The organism is Trichocoleus sp. DQ-A3 (assembly GCF_039961975.1).
In the GTDB taxonomy this organism is placed as follows: domain Bacteria; phylum Cyanobacteriota; class Cyanobacteriia; order Cyanobacteriales; family FACHB-T130; genus FACHB-T130.
Genome location: NZ_JAMPKC010000017.1, coordinates 51,874 through 68,842, shown reverse-complemented (window position 1 = coordinate 68,842; position 16,969 = coordinate 51,874). Strand labels below are relative to the sequence as shown.

Annotated in this window: 8 protein-coding genes and 1 pseudogene; 2 read left to right on the top strand and 7 right to left on the bottom strand. The window is 49.4% G+C overall.

Features of this window, described 5'->3' with window-relative positions; genetic code table 11:
• Positions 1-56: 56 nt before the first annotated feature.
• From NDI44_RS20915 to NDI44_RS20900, 4 genes and pseudogenes are all read right to left on the bottom strand, one after another.
• The gene (locus NDI44_RS20915; protein ID WP_190416111.1) at positions 57-758 is read right to left on the bottom strand and encodes a dienelactone hydrolase family protein; all 702 of its coding nucleotides are present in this window, start codon (positions 756-758) and stop codon (positions 57-59) included.
• A 48-nt stretch (positions 759-806) separates the two neighbouring features.
• Positions 807-1,748 (bottom strand): NAD(P)-dependent oxidoreductase, encoded by a 942-nt coding sequence (locus tag NDI44_RS20910; RefSeq protein ID WP_190416110.1) that lies wholly within the window; start codon positions 1,746-1,748, stop codon positions 807-809.
• Positions 1,749-1,962: 214 nt separating this feature from the next.
• Positions 1,963-2,313, bottom strand: a pseudogene (locus NDI44_RS20905) (alpha/beta fold hydrolase); the annotation flags it as partial.
• 42 nt (positions 2,314-2,355) lie between these two features.
• Positions 2,356-2,652 (bottom strand): DUF981 family protein, encoded by a 297-nt coding sequence (locus tag NDI44_RS20900; RefSeq protein ID WP_199305052.1) that lies wholly within the window; start codon positions 2,650-2,652, stop codon positions 2,356-2,358.
• Between the two features lie 63 nt (positions 2,653-2,715).
• Here NDI44_RS20900 and NDI44_RS20895 point away from each other — a divergent pair, with 63 nt between their 5' ends.
• Positions 2,716-3,906 (top strand): histone deacetylase, encoded by a 1,191-nt coding sequence (locus tag NDI44_RS20895; RefSeq protein ID WP_190416108.1) that lies wholly within the window; start codon positions 2,716-2,718, stop codon positions 3,904-3,906.
• 188 nt (positions 3,907-4,094) lie between these two features.
• Here the strand turns inward: NDI44_RS20895 and NDI44_RS20890 are convergent, their stop codons facing one another.
• Both NDI44_RS20890 and NDI44_RS20885 read right to left on the bottom strand, forming a co-directional pair.
• Entirely contained in the window at positions 4,095-10,694 is a 6,600-nt protein-coding gene (locus NDI44_RS20890; protein ID WP_190416107.1) for a translocation/assembly module TamB, read from the bottom strand.
• A gap of 456 nt (positions 10,695-11,150) precedes the next feature.
• On the bottom strand, positions 11,151-12,743 hold the full coding sequence (locus NDI44_RS20885) for a hypothetical protein (protein WP_348235314.1): 1,593 nt from the start codon (positions 12,741-12,743) through the stop codon (positions 11,151-11,153).
• Positions 12,744-13,405: 662 nt separating this feature from the next.
• Here NDI44_RS20885 and NDI44_RS20880 point away from each other — a divergent pair.
• Positions 13,406-14,416, top strand: coding sequence for an NAD-dependent epimerase (locus tag NDI44_RS20880; protein ID WP_190416147.1), 1,011 nt, complete (start codon positions 13,406-13,408; stop codon positions 14,414-14,416).
• Between the two features lie 87 nt (positions 14,417-14,503).
• Here NDI44_RS20880 and NDI44_RS20875 read toward each other — a convergent pair whose 3' ends face one another.
• The gene (locus tag NDI44_RS20875) at positions 14,504-16,876 is read right to left on the bottom strand and encodes a polysaccharide biosynthesis tyrosine autokinase (protein ID WP_190416105.1); all 2,373 of its coding nucleotides are present in this window, start codon (positions 16,874-16,876) and stop codon (positions 14,504-14,506) included.
• Positions 16,877-16,969: the final 93 nt, after the last annotated feature.

Below are 16,969 nucleotides of genomic sequence, written 5' to 3'. Positions count from 1 at the left end.
TTGAAGTTGATAGCTGTTTGTGCGCCAAATCTCAATCGCTTTGCGTTTAAGTCCCGCTACCCTAAATGCTGTTTTAAAAACGCCAACGTGCGATCGCGTGCTAATTCTGCGGCTTCTTGGCGATAAGCGGAACTATTCATGCGGCTAAACCCGTGACTCACTCCTTCATAGCGATAGATTGTGACCAGAGGGTTGTCTTTCAGTCCTTGCTGAATGGTTGTTTGAGCGCTTGGGGACACATACTCATCATTTCCACCTATATGCAATATCAGCGGTTTCTGAATCTTTGTCGCCTCGGCTAAATTCTTGTCAATCTCAACACCGTAGTAACTGACGTTGGCATCCGCATCGGTGCGTGTTGCCATGAAATATGCCAGTTTGCCGCCCAAACAAAAGCCCACACTGCCGACCTTGCCTGTGCTGCTGGGATACTGCCGCAGAAAAGATAGACTGGCCTTGAGGTCTTCTACGCCGCTATCGACATCAAATGCTCGAAGTAGCTCAAAGGCTTTAGCCCAATGCTCCTCCTTGCCAGGATCGAGTTGCACATCGGGTTCCAGTCGCCAATACAGATCCGGCACCAGTACCAAATAGCCTGCCTTAGCATAATCATCGGCAGTCTGTCGCATATTCGGATTGACCCCAAGAATTTCTTGAATCAGCACAATCCCTGCACGAGGCTGAGTATCGGGTGCTGATAGATAGGCGTTAAAACTGCCGCCTGAAAAGGCTGGAATGGTTACATTTTGAGTTGTCATGATGCCTTCATTCTTCCTGATTACGATAGCCATCTGGATGCTAGAACGTTAACTGGCATCAGCCACGGCGCTGTCAACGATCCACTCCAACGATCGCGGCTGAAAATCCAGTTCGCGTTTTGCCTTGGCATTCGATACGCCTCGCATCTGAGTCTGGTAGTAAACAATATCCGCACCACCATCCCTTTTCAGAGCATCCTCAACTGATACCTGTGGCGGTGGTGGAGCATTCAGCGATCGAGCAAACGCAGGGAGCCATTCGCGCACCGCTAAAGGGCGATCGTTCGCAATCAGATAAACACCAGGATTGCCCTGCTCTGCGGCTGCAACTGTGGCGATCGCTGCATCCTCAATGTGTAACCAGGACCAAACGCCATTACCATTCCCGACGATCGGAAACTGTTGCTGTCGCACCTGTTGTGCTACATCGCCATCCGGGTTGAACCAAGTGCCGGGTCCGTAGAAGAAACCATAGCGTAAAGCAATTCCTTCGAGATTGGATGTTTCCAATAAACGGTGTTCAATTTCAGTTACGAGGCGAGCATCGGCGGCAACGGCGGGGGAGGCATCAAGCGATAACGGTGTTTCCTCATCTGCCAATCCAGTACCGGGAATTCCCCAGAAGGCGACCGACTGTCTCAGGTAGCGGCGCACCCCTGCTGCCTGTGCAGCCGCCAGCACGTTGGCACCCCCTTCTAACCGAATGCGCGTATTCAGAGGCGCTGCTGCACTCATGGATTCACGACTGTAAGTCCTGGGTAGGGCGGTGAGTTGTTCAATCACCACTTCCGGTTGAGCGCGGGCGATCGCCGCTTTAACTGAATCAGCGTCGAATACATCCGCGACCGCAGGCTCTATTCCCTCTGCCACTAATGACTGTGCCCTTTCCGGGGAGCGGGTTAGAGCTATAACATCGTGACCTCTGGCAAGTAATTGGTTGAGTAGCGGACGACCGATTGCTCCTGTTGCTCCGGCAACAAAAATCTTCATCTGTAAACCCTCTAAAACTTTGTTGACGTTGAGTATCTTTCTCGTTCAATCGTTTTCATTGCTTACTTCATAGCCTAAGAGAATCAACAAAAATCAAAGTAGTGTTTCTTTGTTTTCATTAGGCAGGGATGGGTTGAAGCCGTGACGCGAGAAATTGACGGATGTAGTTTGCGATCGCATCCCCATCTTCTTCCAGCGCAAAGTGCCCGGTGTCGCGCTCTGGAGCTTTAGCCGCAATCCGATAACCAATCGGAACACCATAATCCATTAAGTAAAGGCTATATTTCTTGAGAGCGATCGCAGCGATAAATTTCTCGACGATCTGTGCCAGATGATCGAACGTGTAATCAAACTCATCCACAGTTGGCATCGAACTGTTACTAAAACCCGGATAATCGGGAGCAACGAGATGGAAGCGATCGCTAAGCGCGGGCATCAGATTGCGGAACATATGAGATGAGATTGGGAAGCCGTGCAACAGCAGAATCGTTGGATTATCGCGAGAACCAGCTTCTCGATAAAAGATATCTAAACCATCGATCGAAACGGTGCGATATGTAATCATCGGATTACTCCTTGTAAGTTTACTGGAGTCGTTTTACGGCAATTACTTTGGCATGGGTTGCCACATCGAGAAGTTAGTAAGATGTGCCCAGTAGGAACTCAATCCAATAAACGCAAAAATGAGGGCTGCCACAATTAACACAATGGCTCCAACAGTTCGTAAGAGCCGGTTTTCTTTGAAATAGAGAGTTGGTACAGCAAAAATTCCTCCTAAACCAACTAAGATAAACCCAGTTCCTGCTGGCACAGCGATTGGTATGAGTCCCAGGTTGATGAAGCGCAAGCCAATGAGCAGCGATACAAGTCCTGCAAAAAATCCATAAATGCCATTTTCGGACAATGGGTAATGGATAAAAAGTCATTAGTTGTTACCTGAGGACTCATAACTAAGAAGGAATAACTAATGACCAAGATGTTGCCAATTGCCCTAATTTATACGCCTGATTTTGCTATACACGATCCTGGTCAAATTAGGGTCGAAGGAAATAATTTATATCACCGGGTAGCGGGGCAAGATTTGCTCGATCCAGTTTACACGTTAGACCAAATTCAGTTTCCTTACCCAGTCGTTAGTCCGGTTCCCCACCCGGAATCCAGTAGTCGCCTGACAGCAGCAATGGCAGCGCTAAGAGATTTTGGGTTAAGCCAGCAGATGACTCTTCTTGAGCCTGAACCAGCAACGGAAGAGGATTTACAGGCGGTACACACATCGGAATACATTGCTCAAGTCCGGGCAATCAGTGCGGCTGGCGGGTATTTGGCTGAGTCTACCTATGTAAGCCCCGGCTCTTACAAAACCGCCTTGATTTCCGCTGGGGCAGGAATTAGCGCCCTCAAGGGCATTTTGTCCGGGCAGATTCAAAGCGCTGTGTGCTTAAACCGTCCGCCTGGACACCACGCCGGACGCAAACAAGCGGGTGGTTTCTGCTTATTTAATAATGCAGCGATCGCAGCCAAGTATTGCTTAAAAAAAGAGGGTGTAGAGCGTGTTTTAATCTTGGATTGGGACTTGCATCACGGAGATGGCACCCAAGATATCGTACAGGACGACCCGCGTATCATTTTTTGCTCCCTCCACCAGTTTGGTAAAGAGCTTTACCCGCAAACCGGCAATCTGGAGGATATTGGCGCACAAGGTAACATTATCAACCTGCCGCTACCCGCAAAGCTAGCCGATGATGAGTATTGGGCGTTGTTCCAGACCGTTGTACCGACTCTAATTGCCCAAGCTAAACCCGACATCGTGATTGTGTCGGCAGGGTTTGACGGACACTTCGATGATATCAATCATCTTTACCTGTACGATCCTGGGGCAGGCTTGTGCCTGAGTGCCCAACTTTACTACAACCTAACCCGTTTGGTCGCAGAAGCGATCGCTTCTGTGGGTGGGCATTACCTGCTGTTGTTAGAAGGTGGCTACGATGCCACGAATTTGGGCAACTGTCTAGTGAATACGTCTGCGGCGATGTTGGGTTTGCCGCTTGTCATTAAAGAAACCCTCCCTCAAAAAGAAACGGAGTCTTCTTTTAACTTGGAGGAATATATTGCAACACTCAACGCAGTACAGCGAGGTCGTTGGCAATTCTCTCGATAGTCACTTCTCACCCCTCACTTCTGACTTCTCGCGCCTCACTTCTCAGCCCTCAGCCCTCACTTTTCACTTCTCAGCCCTCAGCCCTCACTTTTCACTTCTCAGCCCTCAGCCCTCACTTTTTACTCCTTACTCCTCACTTCTCAGTCCTCAGCCCTCAGTCCTCAGTCCTTACTCCTCAGTCCTTTTTTTCAGAAGCGCTTTTCATACTCCACCACTCCCCTGGTTTCCCCAGACAAATCGGTGCCACCTCGCAGCAGAATCTCATTATTGACTCGATAAGTGACACCAAACTCAGGAGGCTCATCAGCCGTCAAAATCTTCGATACAGAGGCAGAAAGCTTAGGAGTGACGGAAACCCCAACTTCTGCCGCCAAGCCCAACGTTGAAGTGCGGGACTTTTCATCCCTCACTACTGTGGGGAACAAGCGAAACTCGCTCAATCCCAACGCATCTCCCACCACATTTTGGAAAGGTGTCAACAGTGCCGAACCTGCCAAATTTGCGAGTCCTAGCGTGGTATCTCCCCGACCTAGCGTTTCCACAAAGCCACCACCCAAAAGGGCGACAATTTCGCTCTCGCTGCGAGGCGGATTACTGGTCAGCTCCAGATTATCTGCCAATTGACTTGCCGAACCTGTGGCTCTGGCTTGAATGCGAACCGTTCGCAATGCCCCCAAATTGGTAGCGGGAACATCGCTAATTTCGCTACTCACAATACCCGTGGCGGTTGTGTCAGCAATCCGGCTGCGGGTTACTTCGGAAACAGACGCGACCAGCCGAATATCCAGAACCGGGTCAAGTCCCTCACTGGGGGTAAACTCAGCCGTGTGTTCGTAGCCGCGTGCCAAGCGGAACTGAGTCGTAAACAGATTCACCTGACCCCTGGTTAGCCGAATCGTCCCCTTTGGCTGAGGTTCATCCAAAGTGCCATTGAGAGTAAAGCCACCAGTCGCCTGGAAACTCAGCAGCGGTGGGCGGGAGATTTCGACGCCTTTGTCTAAAGCCAGTTGTAGGTTATTAAATGCGGGAGTGAAGGGTTGCTCGTTAGAGGTTGGGGATGATGGGGTAGCGGTACCACCACCGGGTGAAGCCGTTCCGTTTGTGCCATCCCCTGCCGTCTCTCCTATCAGCACCCGACCATCGGCAAGTCGCACTTCACCACCAATTTGCGGATTGAGAGCCGAGCCAGTAATCTCCACGTTGCCGTTGACGCCGCCTGAGTATAACCCTTTCAAATTTACAGCGAGTTTTTCAAGGCTAACCGTGAGTTTATCCCCCGACTCTTGCCCCGTGCCTGAGATGGGGATGGCTCCGGAGGCGACCACTTCACCACCACTAAAGTCACCCCGGAAGTTTTCTACTTGGATGCGGTCAAAGTTAAATAAGACCCTACCGTTGACATCGGTGAGCGGTTCGGGCAAAGCTTGCGCCTTGATAGTGGCATCGTCAACAGTCGCAATCCCGTTAGCGACAAGCTGGTTTAATTTGCCCGTATTTGGATTCACCGTACCCTGAACGTTGAGTTGCACTTGTCCGGTACCATCCACCCAAGTGACAGCAGAACGCGAAAGCAGGTTTAACAGGGAAAGTCCCTCATTTTGAACGTTTAAATCCAGGCTGAGTTGGTTGTTATCGGGTGCAACGGAGGCAAAGGGCAACTGGTAAAAGGGAATGCTGCCAGTGATTTGAGTCGTCGAGGGGATACTGGCGATTGGAGATGGGGTACTAGGAGTTGTTGCAGGTTGAGTATCGAGCCGAGTCTCCCCAGCTTCCGGGCTTGCCTGCTCTCCAGATTCGGCAGTGGCGATGGTGCTGCTGAAGGTCAGACGAGCATTGGTATATCGGAAACTGCCCCGTGCCGCTTGGACGGCGGTTTGGTTCAGAGTGCCATCGATGAGAGTCAGTTCGCCGATGGCTTGGGGATTGTTGATGCTGCCTGCTAGGGTTGCGGTTCCATTGAGATTCCCAGTGATATCGACTGGTAAATTGGCGAACTGTTGGAATGGGGCGACAGGGACATTTCTCAGGCGCAGCTGACCGCTTTGTTCGGTTCCGCCAAGGGTGCCAGTGAAGGCAAGCAGCGTTTCTTCAGATTCAATTCGTAAGGGCAGAAGGGTGAGGACGCCGTTTTGGAAGCTGCCTTTGACAATCACATTATCAGCGGTGTAAAGCCGATTTGGCTGGTCGTCTCTGCCCCATTTCCAGTTATTTCCGCCGAAGTCAAAGTCAAGGTTAATGCCTTGTCTAGGGGAAGCTGCTACATTGATTCCGCCGGAGAAATTGCCGGTGAGGTCTTTGAGTTCGGGGATGGGCGAAGCTTCCCGTTCCTCTTTCTGGGCAGCAAGGATGGCTTCTATTTCTGACAAGCGGCGCAGTTGAGCTTCCAGGGTAGCATTGGGTAGACCGACGGGTTGGGGTTTAACCTCGGCGGCGCTAGCATAGGTAGGAGGTTGTCCGCCTCTGGCGAGGTCTTGTAAATCAAAGATTTGCAGGAGGGGGAGGACGTTTTGGATTTTTCCTTGAGCTACTTTCAGCGAACCTTGCAGTTCTGGCCCACTGGAGGTTTGAGTAACGCTACCGGCGAGGGCGTATAGACTTTCGCCTTGGCGGAACTCTCCCCCATCCAAGGTGGCGGTACCATCGGCATAGCGGAAACTGCCGATGGTCAGCAAATCGCCTTTAATGGTACCAAGCACGGGTTGAGCGATCGCTACATCATTCCCGGCAACATTAAAATTGGCGAGATTCAGGATAAAATCTCCAGAAAGTTTACCTTCGATGGGTTGGGATGCGATCGCTGACGGTAGACTTGCTAAGGCATTCTGGGGAGCTAAATCTTTCAACAATTTGAGCGGAACGTTTTGCACATCCACCACCAACAAATCGCCCTCGCGGTTGCCTTGTGCCAGCACCTCGTCACGCTTCACTAAAAAAGAGACGGGTTGATAGCTAGGCGACAACACCAGCGAAATCCGGTCTTGTTGATTGCCTGCCAGCTCAACGCTACTCGGCTGTCCGGGGACTAAATTGATTTGCCCGGTAAGAATGGGGTCGAACACTAAGTCATTGGCGGCAAAATCCTCGACGCGCAACTGTCCGGTTGCTCGGATAGCCGCCGGATTGACAGCACTCAGCGGCCCAGAAGCATCAACGTTGCCACTCACCCGTCCTCGCAGCGCCGGAACCGGCACGGAATCGGGTAATGCTGCGGCAAGCTGTTCTAGATCAACATTGTTAGCAGAAATTAAACCCGCAAAGCGCCCGTCTTGGAGTTGGACATTTGAGGCGGTGAGGGTGCCATCCCCCACATTCAAACTTCCAGAAATCGTCCCGTTCAGGGTTGCCGGGGTGAAGGCAGCCAAACTGCCGGATAGGTTGAAGGAACTATTATTCAGCCGACCTTGAAATTGCGGGGGCAGCTGGGGAAATACTTTTGCCAACTGAACCCCATTCGCCTCGCCAGAAGCTTGCCAGCGACCGTTGCCGAACTGTACGTTGGCTGCACTGACGCTTCCCTCACCCAAGTTCAGATTTCCAGAAGCCGTGCCAGTAATCGTTTCGGGGCTGAAAGCGGCTAAACTCCCGGAGAGATTAAAAGAACCATTATTTAGCTGACCTTGGAATTGGGGCGATTGCGGAAACACCCTAGCAAGTTCGATATTGGACGCCTCACCAGACGCTTGCCAGCGACCGTTGCCAAACTGTACGTTGGCGGCACTGACGCTGCCTCCAGCTAAGTTCAGGCTTCCAGAAGCCGTGCCGCTAAGAGTTTCTGGCGTAAAAGCCGCCAGACTTCCCGATACCTTAAAAGAACCATTATTCAGCTGACCTTGGAATTGCGGTGGCAGTTCGGGAAATAGCGTTGCTAACTGAACCTCAGACGCTTGTCCGCGAGCTTGCCAGCGACCGTTGCCAAACTCTACATTGGCGGCACTGACGGTTCCCCCACCCACATTCAGACTTCCAGAAGCAGTTCCGGTAACGGTTTGCGGGCTAAACGCCCCCAGACTCCCCGATACATTAAAAGAACTATTATTCAACCGACCTTGGAATTGCGGCGGCAGTTCGGGAAACACCCTTGCTAGTTGTACCCCAGAGGCTTGTCCGCGAGCTTGCCAGCGACCGTTGTTAAATTGGATATTCGAGGCGGTAACGGTGCCCCCGCCAAGATTCAGACGTCCAGAAGCTTCTCCGGTAATCGTTTCGGCGCTGACATTTTCCAGACTACCGGAGACGTTAAAGGAAGCATTATTCAGCTGACCTCGGAATTGCGGCGGAATTTGGGGCAACACCGTTGCCAACTGGACGCCAGAAGCTTGCCCAGAAGCTTGCCAGCGACCGTTGCCAAACTCCACGTTGGTGGCACTGACGCGACCACCGCCAACCTGAAGATTTCCTTGGGCAGTCCCGCTAATCGTTTCCGGGGTGAAAGCCGCCAAACTTCCTGACAGGTTGAAGGAACCATTATTGAGTCGCCCTTGGACGGGTAATTGGGGCAAAACGGTTGCTAATTGAATGGCAGACGCTTGTCCAGAAGCTTGCCAACGACCGTTGTTCAGCCGAACGTTTGAGGCATTGACGCTGCCCCCGCCAATATTCAGTTGAACCGAGGCGGTGCCACTAATAGTTTCCGGTTTAAAGGCAGCTAGACTTCCAGATAAGCTAAAAGAACCATTTGCGGTTTGATTTTGGAATTGCGGCGGCAGTTGCGGGGCTAGCTGCCTCAACTGGACAGCAGAAGCCTGCCCAGAAGCTTGCCAGCGCCCTGCATTCAGCGCAATTTTTGATGCCTTGACGGTGCCACCAGCAACCCGGACATTCGCTTGAGCGGTGCCGCGAATCGTTTCCGGTTTGAAAGAATCGACACTTCCGGCTAGATAAAAAGTCCCATCTGCTTGGGCTGACTGCAACTGTGGCGGGAGTTCTGCCAACCGTGCTAGTTGAACATCATCGGCAACTCCTGCCGCCTCCCAGCGACCATTTGCCACCTGACCTTTGACGTTAACGGTGCCTGCCCCGACTCTCAGAGTCGTGTTGCGAAAGTAGGTTTTATCCTGAGTAACGATGACTTCTCCACTGCCTGGGTAGGTGGCTTGGGGTGCCTGAACTTGCACGACGGTCTGGAGGTTGCCGGTAGTGCCAAAAAGCTGTGCTTTAGCGGCTACGGTGCCGATTTGGATATTGCTCGGCTTGGCGTTGTAAATCTGGGCAACGGCATCCCCTGGAATGTCTTGACCGATGACATCGAATACCAATCCTCCTTTGTCGCCCATCTGAATTCGACCATTACCAGCCAGTCTGCCGCCAACGCTAGGCAAGGCACGGATGTTGGTAATGGTGAGGAGGGTATCGATCATCTGAAATTGACCGCTGATGCCGCGAAAGTTTACCTTATCTACGATTAGGGGCACTTTTTCGGTGGGCTGGAGGGTGGCGACGGTTCCTGAGAGGATCGGTTTTTCCAGCGCTCCTTTGAGCTGCACGTCAACGCGGACTTGTCCAGTTACGGGGAAAGGTGACTCTACTTTGAGAGTATTGAGGGCAGTCGCGATCGCGACCGATTTCACTTGGGCGGCAATGTTGTACCCACCCTTTTCTTCTTGGGTATCAATAACCCCATTGGCAACTGCGGGAACCTGACCGTAAAGAGCGCTGACATTCTCCAGCGCGATCGCATATCCGTTGAATCGCACGAGTCCGTTGGCATTGTTAAACGGTTGCGGCACCTCTGCAACCTGCGCTTTCACATTTTTGAGGATAGCTGTTCCCAGAAATGTGGCTCGCTCTTCATTTTGGAATCGGACTTCCAAGTTGCCATCCAACAGCCCTGCATACAAGTCTATTGGCAGCTTCGCTAAACGATCGACATCGACTGCACTCAGGTTCTGCCCTTGAACTTGCAGGTTGGTTTGTCCGGTTGGGGCGCGGTATTCACCAGAAAGTTTGAGGCTGCTTTGGATGGGCGCAGGTGTTGGATTGGCCTGCTGTTTTTGAGGGACACTTTTTGTCGGTGTCCCTAATTCGACCTGAGATTGAGCGCTGACATCAAAGCGAATCCGCTGGTTGTTATCGAAAAAGCGAGCCGTACCGCCTACCTGACGAAAAGCGACTGGTACCCCCCTCCTCTCTGCTCTGGGAAGCAGAGATTCCAGTCGTCTGGAGAGGGTGTCTTGAGTGTTACTGCGCGGGAGATTTTGAGAGGGCAGCGTTACATCTACATTTCCTCTTGCTTCCTGGCTGCCTTTTTTCCTCTCTACAATTTTGGGCGTTGGTACCAGCACAACATCTGCATTTTGAACCCGAACGCTTTGGATATCCGTCTTAATCGGCCCACTCGGTTCTTCTGACTTCAGTTCCGTAGAAACCCAGCGCCCCTCTTTGTCTTGTTCAACGTAAATATCAGGGTTGACCAGGGTAATATCTAGCTCCAAAGTCCGCCTAAAGAGAAGCGCTAGTGGATCAAAAACCACGTCTACACCCTCTACCGAAGCGCGGTCGGGGTCAGTGGGCGTAACTGGTATCGAGGAGGCACCAAAGCGCAGATTGTTGATGGAAAAGCCTTCGACTTTCCCCAGCTGCACGGGTCGTTTCAGCGTTTGACTGAGATTTTCTTCAACAATTGGTGCTAACCGCTGATGGACAAAAATCCACGCCCACCAGACCCCGCCAATTGTGCCAAGCAACAGGATAATTCCCAGGCCAAGGCCGGTGCGGCTTAAGAGTACCCATAGACGCCGATTGGAACGGGTAGCTGCTGTTTCATTACCCGAATTTGGGGAGTTCTTCATAGAAAACTAGCAACGGCGGTAACGAGGGTGTCTTTAGACATGATTACAGGCTTCTACCGATGAATACTATCGGCTTGTCCTATGTTAAGTGTCAACTCTGCTCCTTACGCCTGTTCCTTATATTTGGGAATTTTCCCACACTCGCGTACTCAGAATGAGACTTGCTTTGAAAGGGTCTGCCTGCGATCGCGTAGGTGACACTCTTAACCTACAATCAATGCATAATCCAAAAGACTTGAGTAGCGCTGATATGTTTCACCAATCCGTCCATTTTCTAAAAATCATTCTCTTTTAGAGTTTTGATTTCTGATTTTGGTTCGTAGAAGATTGGCGGCGATCGCGTTAGCGAAGCGAGGCGTTAGCCTAGCGCTGAAAGAGTCAGTTCGAGTCTATTGCAGTAGCCACTGACAACCCTTTATTTGTGGCGACCTTAAGCTGAAATGATTTCAGTAGTATTTAATCTAGGGTGGCTTTAATCATACATTTGGCTTGCAGTACAACCAGCTCCCCTGTCTCAAAAACCGAACAACGCTGCATCAGACCAGACATGGCTGGAATCATTCCCCGATCTAGCATTCCTAACATCTCTTTCGCTAGCGGCTGCCACTGCCTAAACCAAGGATTGTTGGTAATATATTCAGAAGTAAATGCTGCGCGATCCAGCAAGAAAAAATCCACATCATAGGTTTGAATAAAATTTTGAATTTCTGCCAAATTCTGAGTGTACTGAGTGTGAATTAAATCGGTAGCTCGTTGGCGAATTTGACGCTCGTATATTACATGATAAGGATTTGCATACTCCCACCCGACTAAAATAGCTCTCTGGGAAAAAGTAGGCAGGTTATCCACTTCTTCCGATAAAGAAGCAATCAGAATATTTTTAGGTTGTTTCTGAAAAAATTCATATAGTGCAGGTGCCTTACCAACGACATAGTTACTGTTTGGAAATTTCTCCAATAAGTACGGATAAAAGAGGATTGTAGTTCCTAGTAGAGTGGTGAATCCCAAAGCTATAAACTGCCGCCGAATTAATAGTTTATCTTGCTGCTTTGCCCATTTAAAAACTGTATCTATCAGTGCGACTAATACGATTGCTGCACTCAAAATCATCACCAACTTGAAGCTATATCGCGTGTAACGAGCCGGAGCAAAAAGCTTGTAGAGCATGGCATGGGCAGCCACAAATATCCCGAAAGATGCTAGCGCAATCTGAGGCAAAATGGTGATGTTGCTGGCAATTTGCTTAATTAGGGGAAACCTGTCGGGATAGCGCATCAAGATTGGCAAGAATAATCCCAGCAGAGATAGGGGATGTTCAAACACATTAGGCAAAAGACCACTATGTTGCCCAAATAGCCAAAACCACAGGGGATTAGTGTTATCAAAAAAAGGAATTCTTCCCGTTTGAGAAAATGCTGGTAACGATCTTAGCTCCATCCCAGCGATCGCTGGGCCAACTTCAGAGGATTTCAAAGCATAGGGCAAGATCGCTAGCAGGCAAAATCCCAGCCCAGTAGCGCCGAACAGATAATCAAGCCGATTCTTAGATAGATGGAGTCGCTGTCCGTCCCAGCGCCACAGTCTCAAGATTAAGATTCCGGCTAAAATGAACAACAACGGGGGATAAAACAATCCAGCCAAAGCGATCGCGCCTAGACATAAAAATAAAGAGCGCCGCAGCAGATAGTACAAAAATGCTAGAAAAAATAAATAAATAAAAGATCGGGGAGTGCTAGAAACTAAATCATCCCTCATGGAAAGATTTTGATTGAGCAGCAGCGTACTAATAAATCCTGCTGTTGGTACCGGAAATATTTCCATGCAGACTGCAAAACAGTAGGCGGTTGTCAGCAGTGTCAAAAAGACTGGTAGTAATTTACTCAAGCCAAGTGGCTCAATCCCCAAAAATGCTATCAGTCGATAGAAAGCAGCATATCCAGAGGGGGTTATAGCTTGAAAATAGTCAGCAATAAAATCATTCGGAAACAAGCCTGAGTCTACAAATCGCTGCATCCAAAACACATACACCCGTGCATCATCTTGCACCACATATGAGCTACTGAAAGCCTGCTTGAGTCCTAAAGAACTATAAATGAGGGCGAAAGTTAAGCTTAAAGTGAACCAAAATATCATCTGAGATTTAGAAGTTTTAGCAGTCGAGGTTGTTAAAAATTTGTGCAGGTGAGTGATTACCATAGGTAAGGTGACAGACTTAAGTTGAATGGGCAAAATGAAACGGAATAGACAAACCCCGTAATCCGACGCTAAGCAGAATTAAACTTAAAGCTCTTCATCAGACTAGACACGGCTGGGATAGTTCCTTGTTTCAGGGAAGCAGGAGCGTCTCCTAGGCGGCAGATGCAGGTAAGGGAGTAGCCGCATAAAGCAGCATACGCTACGTGAGGAGCGTATACACGTACCTGCGCTCCTCGCGTAGCACTTTTCGCTCTCATCAACAAAATGCTCCCAGTTAGCTGCCTGGAGCGTACACAGGACACGCTCCAGGTAGCTTGCATCAGTTTGATGGGGTTGTAAGGGCACATGAACCCTTAGTGCCACCAGGGGTTCATGTGCGGAACTATGGCATTCGGCTGAGTAATTGGGCTAGACTTTGGACTTGAACGCCTTTGGATTTGTCGCGCTCATCGCCATTATTTGTCAATGACGCTACATCAATTACCAACCTGCTAACAGCTAGTAGAAACAAAAATATGGGGAAAATTTTAGTTACTGGTGCCGCTGGTTTTGTTGGTTTTTACTTGTGTAAACTGCTGCTAGATAGAGGAGAAGAGGTCATTGGCATCGATAATCTCAATGATTATTATGATGTCAATTTAAAACAAGCTCGTTTGGAGCAACTGAAGGACAAAAATAATTTTCAGTTTTACAAACTTGACTTGGCGGATCGTCAAGGAATTGCGGAGTTATTCGCGAATTCCCAGATTGAACAAGTACTACATATGGCTGCCCAGGCCGGTGTACGTTACTCGCTGCAAAATCCCCATGCTTATGTTGATAGCAATTTGGTGGGATTTACGAATATCTTAGAGGGGTGTCGGCATTCGCAAGTTAAACACTTGGTGTTTGCTTCTTCTAGTTCAGTTTATGGGGCAAATAAGAAAATGCCTTTTTCGGTGCATGACAATGTAGATCATCCGGTCAGCTTGTATGCAGCTAGTAAAAAGGCAAATGAACTGATGGCGCATACCTACAGTCATTTGTATGGTTTACCAACGACTGGCTTGCGCTTTTTTACAGTATATGGGCCGTGGGGTCGTCCAGATATGGCAATGTTTTTGTTTACCAAAGCCATTTTAGGAGGGCGTCCGATTGATGTTTTTAATTATGGTAAAATGCGGCGCGATTTTACATACATTGATGACATTGCAGAAGGAGTTTTACGAGTAGCTGATAAAATTCCACACCCAAATCCTGATCTAGCAGGAGCTGACTCCGATCCGGGAGTGAGTGCCGCACCTTATAAAATTTACAATATTGGCAATAATACGCCGGTTGAATTAGGGCGTTTTATCGAGGTTTTGGAAGATTGCCTCGGTACGAAGGCAGTGAAAAATATGCTGCCAATGCAACCGGGAGATGTTCCTGAAACGTATGCCGATATTAGCGATCTACAAAAAGATGTTGGGTTCAAACCTAGTACACCCATCGAGGTTGGAATTCCGCGTTTTGTTGAGTGGTATCGCTCTTTTTATGGGGCTTAGCGGTTAGTCATCAGTCATTAGTTCTATCCATGATTTTAAAAATGACTAGAAACTAATGACTACTTCCTAACAATTAATCACGAACAGCTAGCGCAATCCAAGTTTCTTTTGCAAGAGTTTCTTGGCATTCTCTACTTCTGATTCTTGATTAGAGGTGTAGTAGCGATCGTAGTAATAGTACGATCCACCGGCGTTTCTTCTCACACCGTTTGCAACCATACCCAAGACGGGGGCACTAGAGATTTTCAATGCATCTATCGCTTGTAGCAGGATGGAGCGATCGGTTTTGCCCAGTCTCGCTACCATGATCACGCCATTGGTATGGACAGCCAGGAGTCTGCCATCTGCCAGACCTAGTATCGGTGGCGTGTCATAAATCACTAGATCAAAAACAGCGTTCAACTGCTCCATCAAATACTGCATTCGCTTGGAGGAAAGCAGCCTGGTTGGGTCTGGTGGGATTTGTCCAGCGGTTAGCACGTAGAGATTGTCCCAGGAGGGCAAGCGCTGGATGGCTTCTCTGGGAGTTAGACCTGTGGCAATGACGTTGCTTAATCCCTGGTGATTTTCTAAACCGAGGACGTTATGAACCTGAGGACGCCGCAAATCTGCATCTACCAGCAAAACTCGCTGTCCCATTGCCGCAGCCGCCTGTGCTAGGTGTACGGATACAGTGGATTTACCATCACCTGGAGACGCTGAGCTAACCACTAGCGAGTGGATAGGGGTATCAGAACCGAGAAAACGAATATTGGTATGGAGAGAACGGAAGGATTCTAAGAAGGGAGAAGCATTGTACCAGCTAGCTTTGCGAGTGGTGGCACGCTCTTTAGATGGGGTTTCTCCGTTTTGGTTTTTGGCTGAGGCTCCGTTTCCATTTGGCTGGGCAAAGTTGGCGATTTCTGCAATGGGTTTGAATAGTTTGAGTTCTTTGTGGTGGGGAATCAAGCCAAGAATGGGCAGTCGGGTGCTGTCTTTGAGTTCTTCGGGGGAGTGGAAGACATTGTCGAGTCGCTCTGCTAATAAGGCAGATGCCAGCCCTAACATTACCCCTGCGATCGCGCCTAATATCAGATTTCGCTTGGGCTTGGGAAAGATAGGATCTTCTGGCTTTTGGGGTTTGGCGATCAGCTGCCAGGGGAGAGCTTTCTGTGCTGCTTCAATTTGCAGGGTTTCCCGAACGGCTAGAAAGCGGTTTAAACTCTCGGTTGCGACGTTGAGTTCCCGCTGTAAATCTGTGTACTGACGGGCAATCAGGGGCAGTAGTCTAACTTGTTGATTTAAGCGCTTTTCGGCTTGGGCGATCGCATTGCCGCGAACTTCCAGAACCTGCACTTGGTTTGCCGCATCCACAAATTGCTGAATCAGCTCTAAGCGCACCGTGCTGGGGGAAGACAAATATTGCCGTTCGTTGAGACCAGATAGATTATTTCCCAGTACTGCCGCCGCTTCTTGTTGCAAGAGGGGCAGCAAATTTTGCTGCTGCTCTTTGAGTGACTGAATGGTTGGACTTTCTGCCAGAAATCGGGCTGACTCGGTGGCAAGCTTTGTTTCGACTTCCTTAAGTTTGTTGAGTAACTGTTGGTAGCGGGGTGCTTCCGAAAGAGATGCAGCAGCGATCGCTTGATTGGGGGGTAGCCCTAACTGCTTTTGTAGCGTTGCATACAGCGACCGGACTTCATTATGTTTTAGTTGGTTATCGAGTTTTTGTTCCTCAACATTTGAGGCTAGCACGGCAAGTTGTTTGGCTTGTTCTTCCGGATCGAGGATGTTGTACCGCTGCCGGAACGTTTGCAGTTGTCCCTGGAGTTTGTCCACCCGTTGTTGAAGTCCAGGAAGTTGACCGTCTACAAACTTAATTCCCTGGTTGAGGTTAGTTTGCCGCTCCTGAAGAGAGTACCTCAAATAAACTTTAGCTAACTCAAATAATACATACTTGATTTTATCGGGATCGGTATCGCGGTAACGTACTTCTAAAATTTTTGTTTTATCTATTTGGGTAATTGTTAGGTTGTTTTCAAGAATGAGTGACTCATAGTCGATATCGGGATAGCGCTTTTGGATCTGAGCGATGAATGCCGCCATCCGTTCGGAACTGAGTAAAACTTTAATTTGGGTTTCGTAATCCAGACTAGAGTCGTTTAGAGCTGGCTCGATTGCCTGTAATTGAGTAAGTTTCGTCAGCTTATTTTCAGCCGTAACGGGTTCCACCAGGAGTTGGAACTTTCCTTCATACTTGGGTGTTTGGCTGAATGTCCATAAGCCGATTCCAGTCGTGACAACGATCGCCACCCCCGCAATCACCAAAGCACGGCGACGCACCACATTCAAGAGCTGACGAACATTCAAGTCGTCCTGGCTGTTTTCTAGAAACTGAGTTTCGTCGGTTAGCGGCAATGGCTGAAGTTGCTTGCCATTCCCTTTCGGCGATGACGGTTGAGAAAATTGGCCCGCTTCCATCTAAACCCCTGCACCTTGTTGGCTTGGTTGACGCGATCGCCAGGGAGATTCCTGGTTCTAGCCTCATTTTGTACCATGAATGTGCAGGATGCT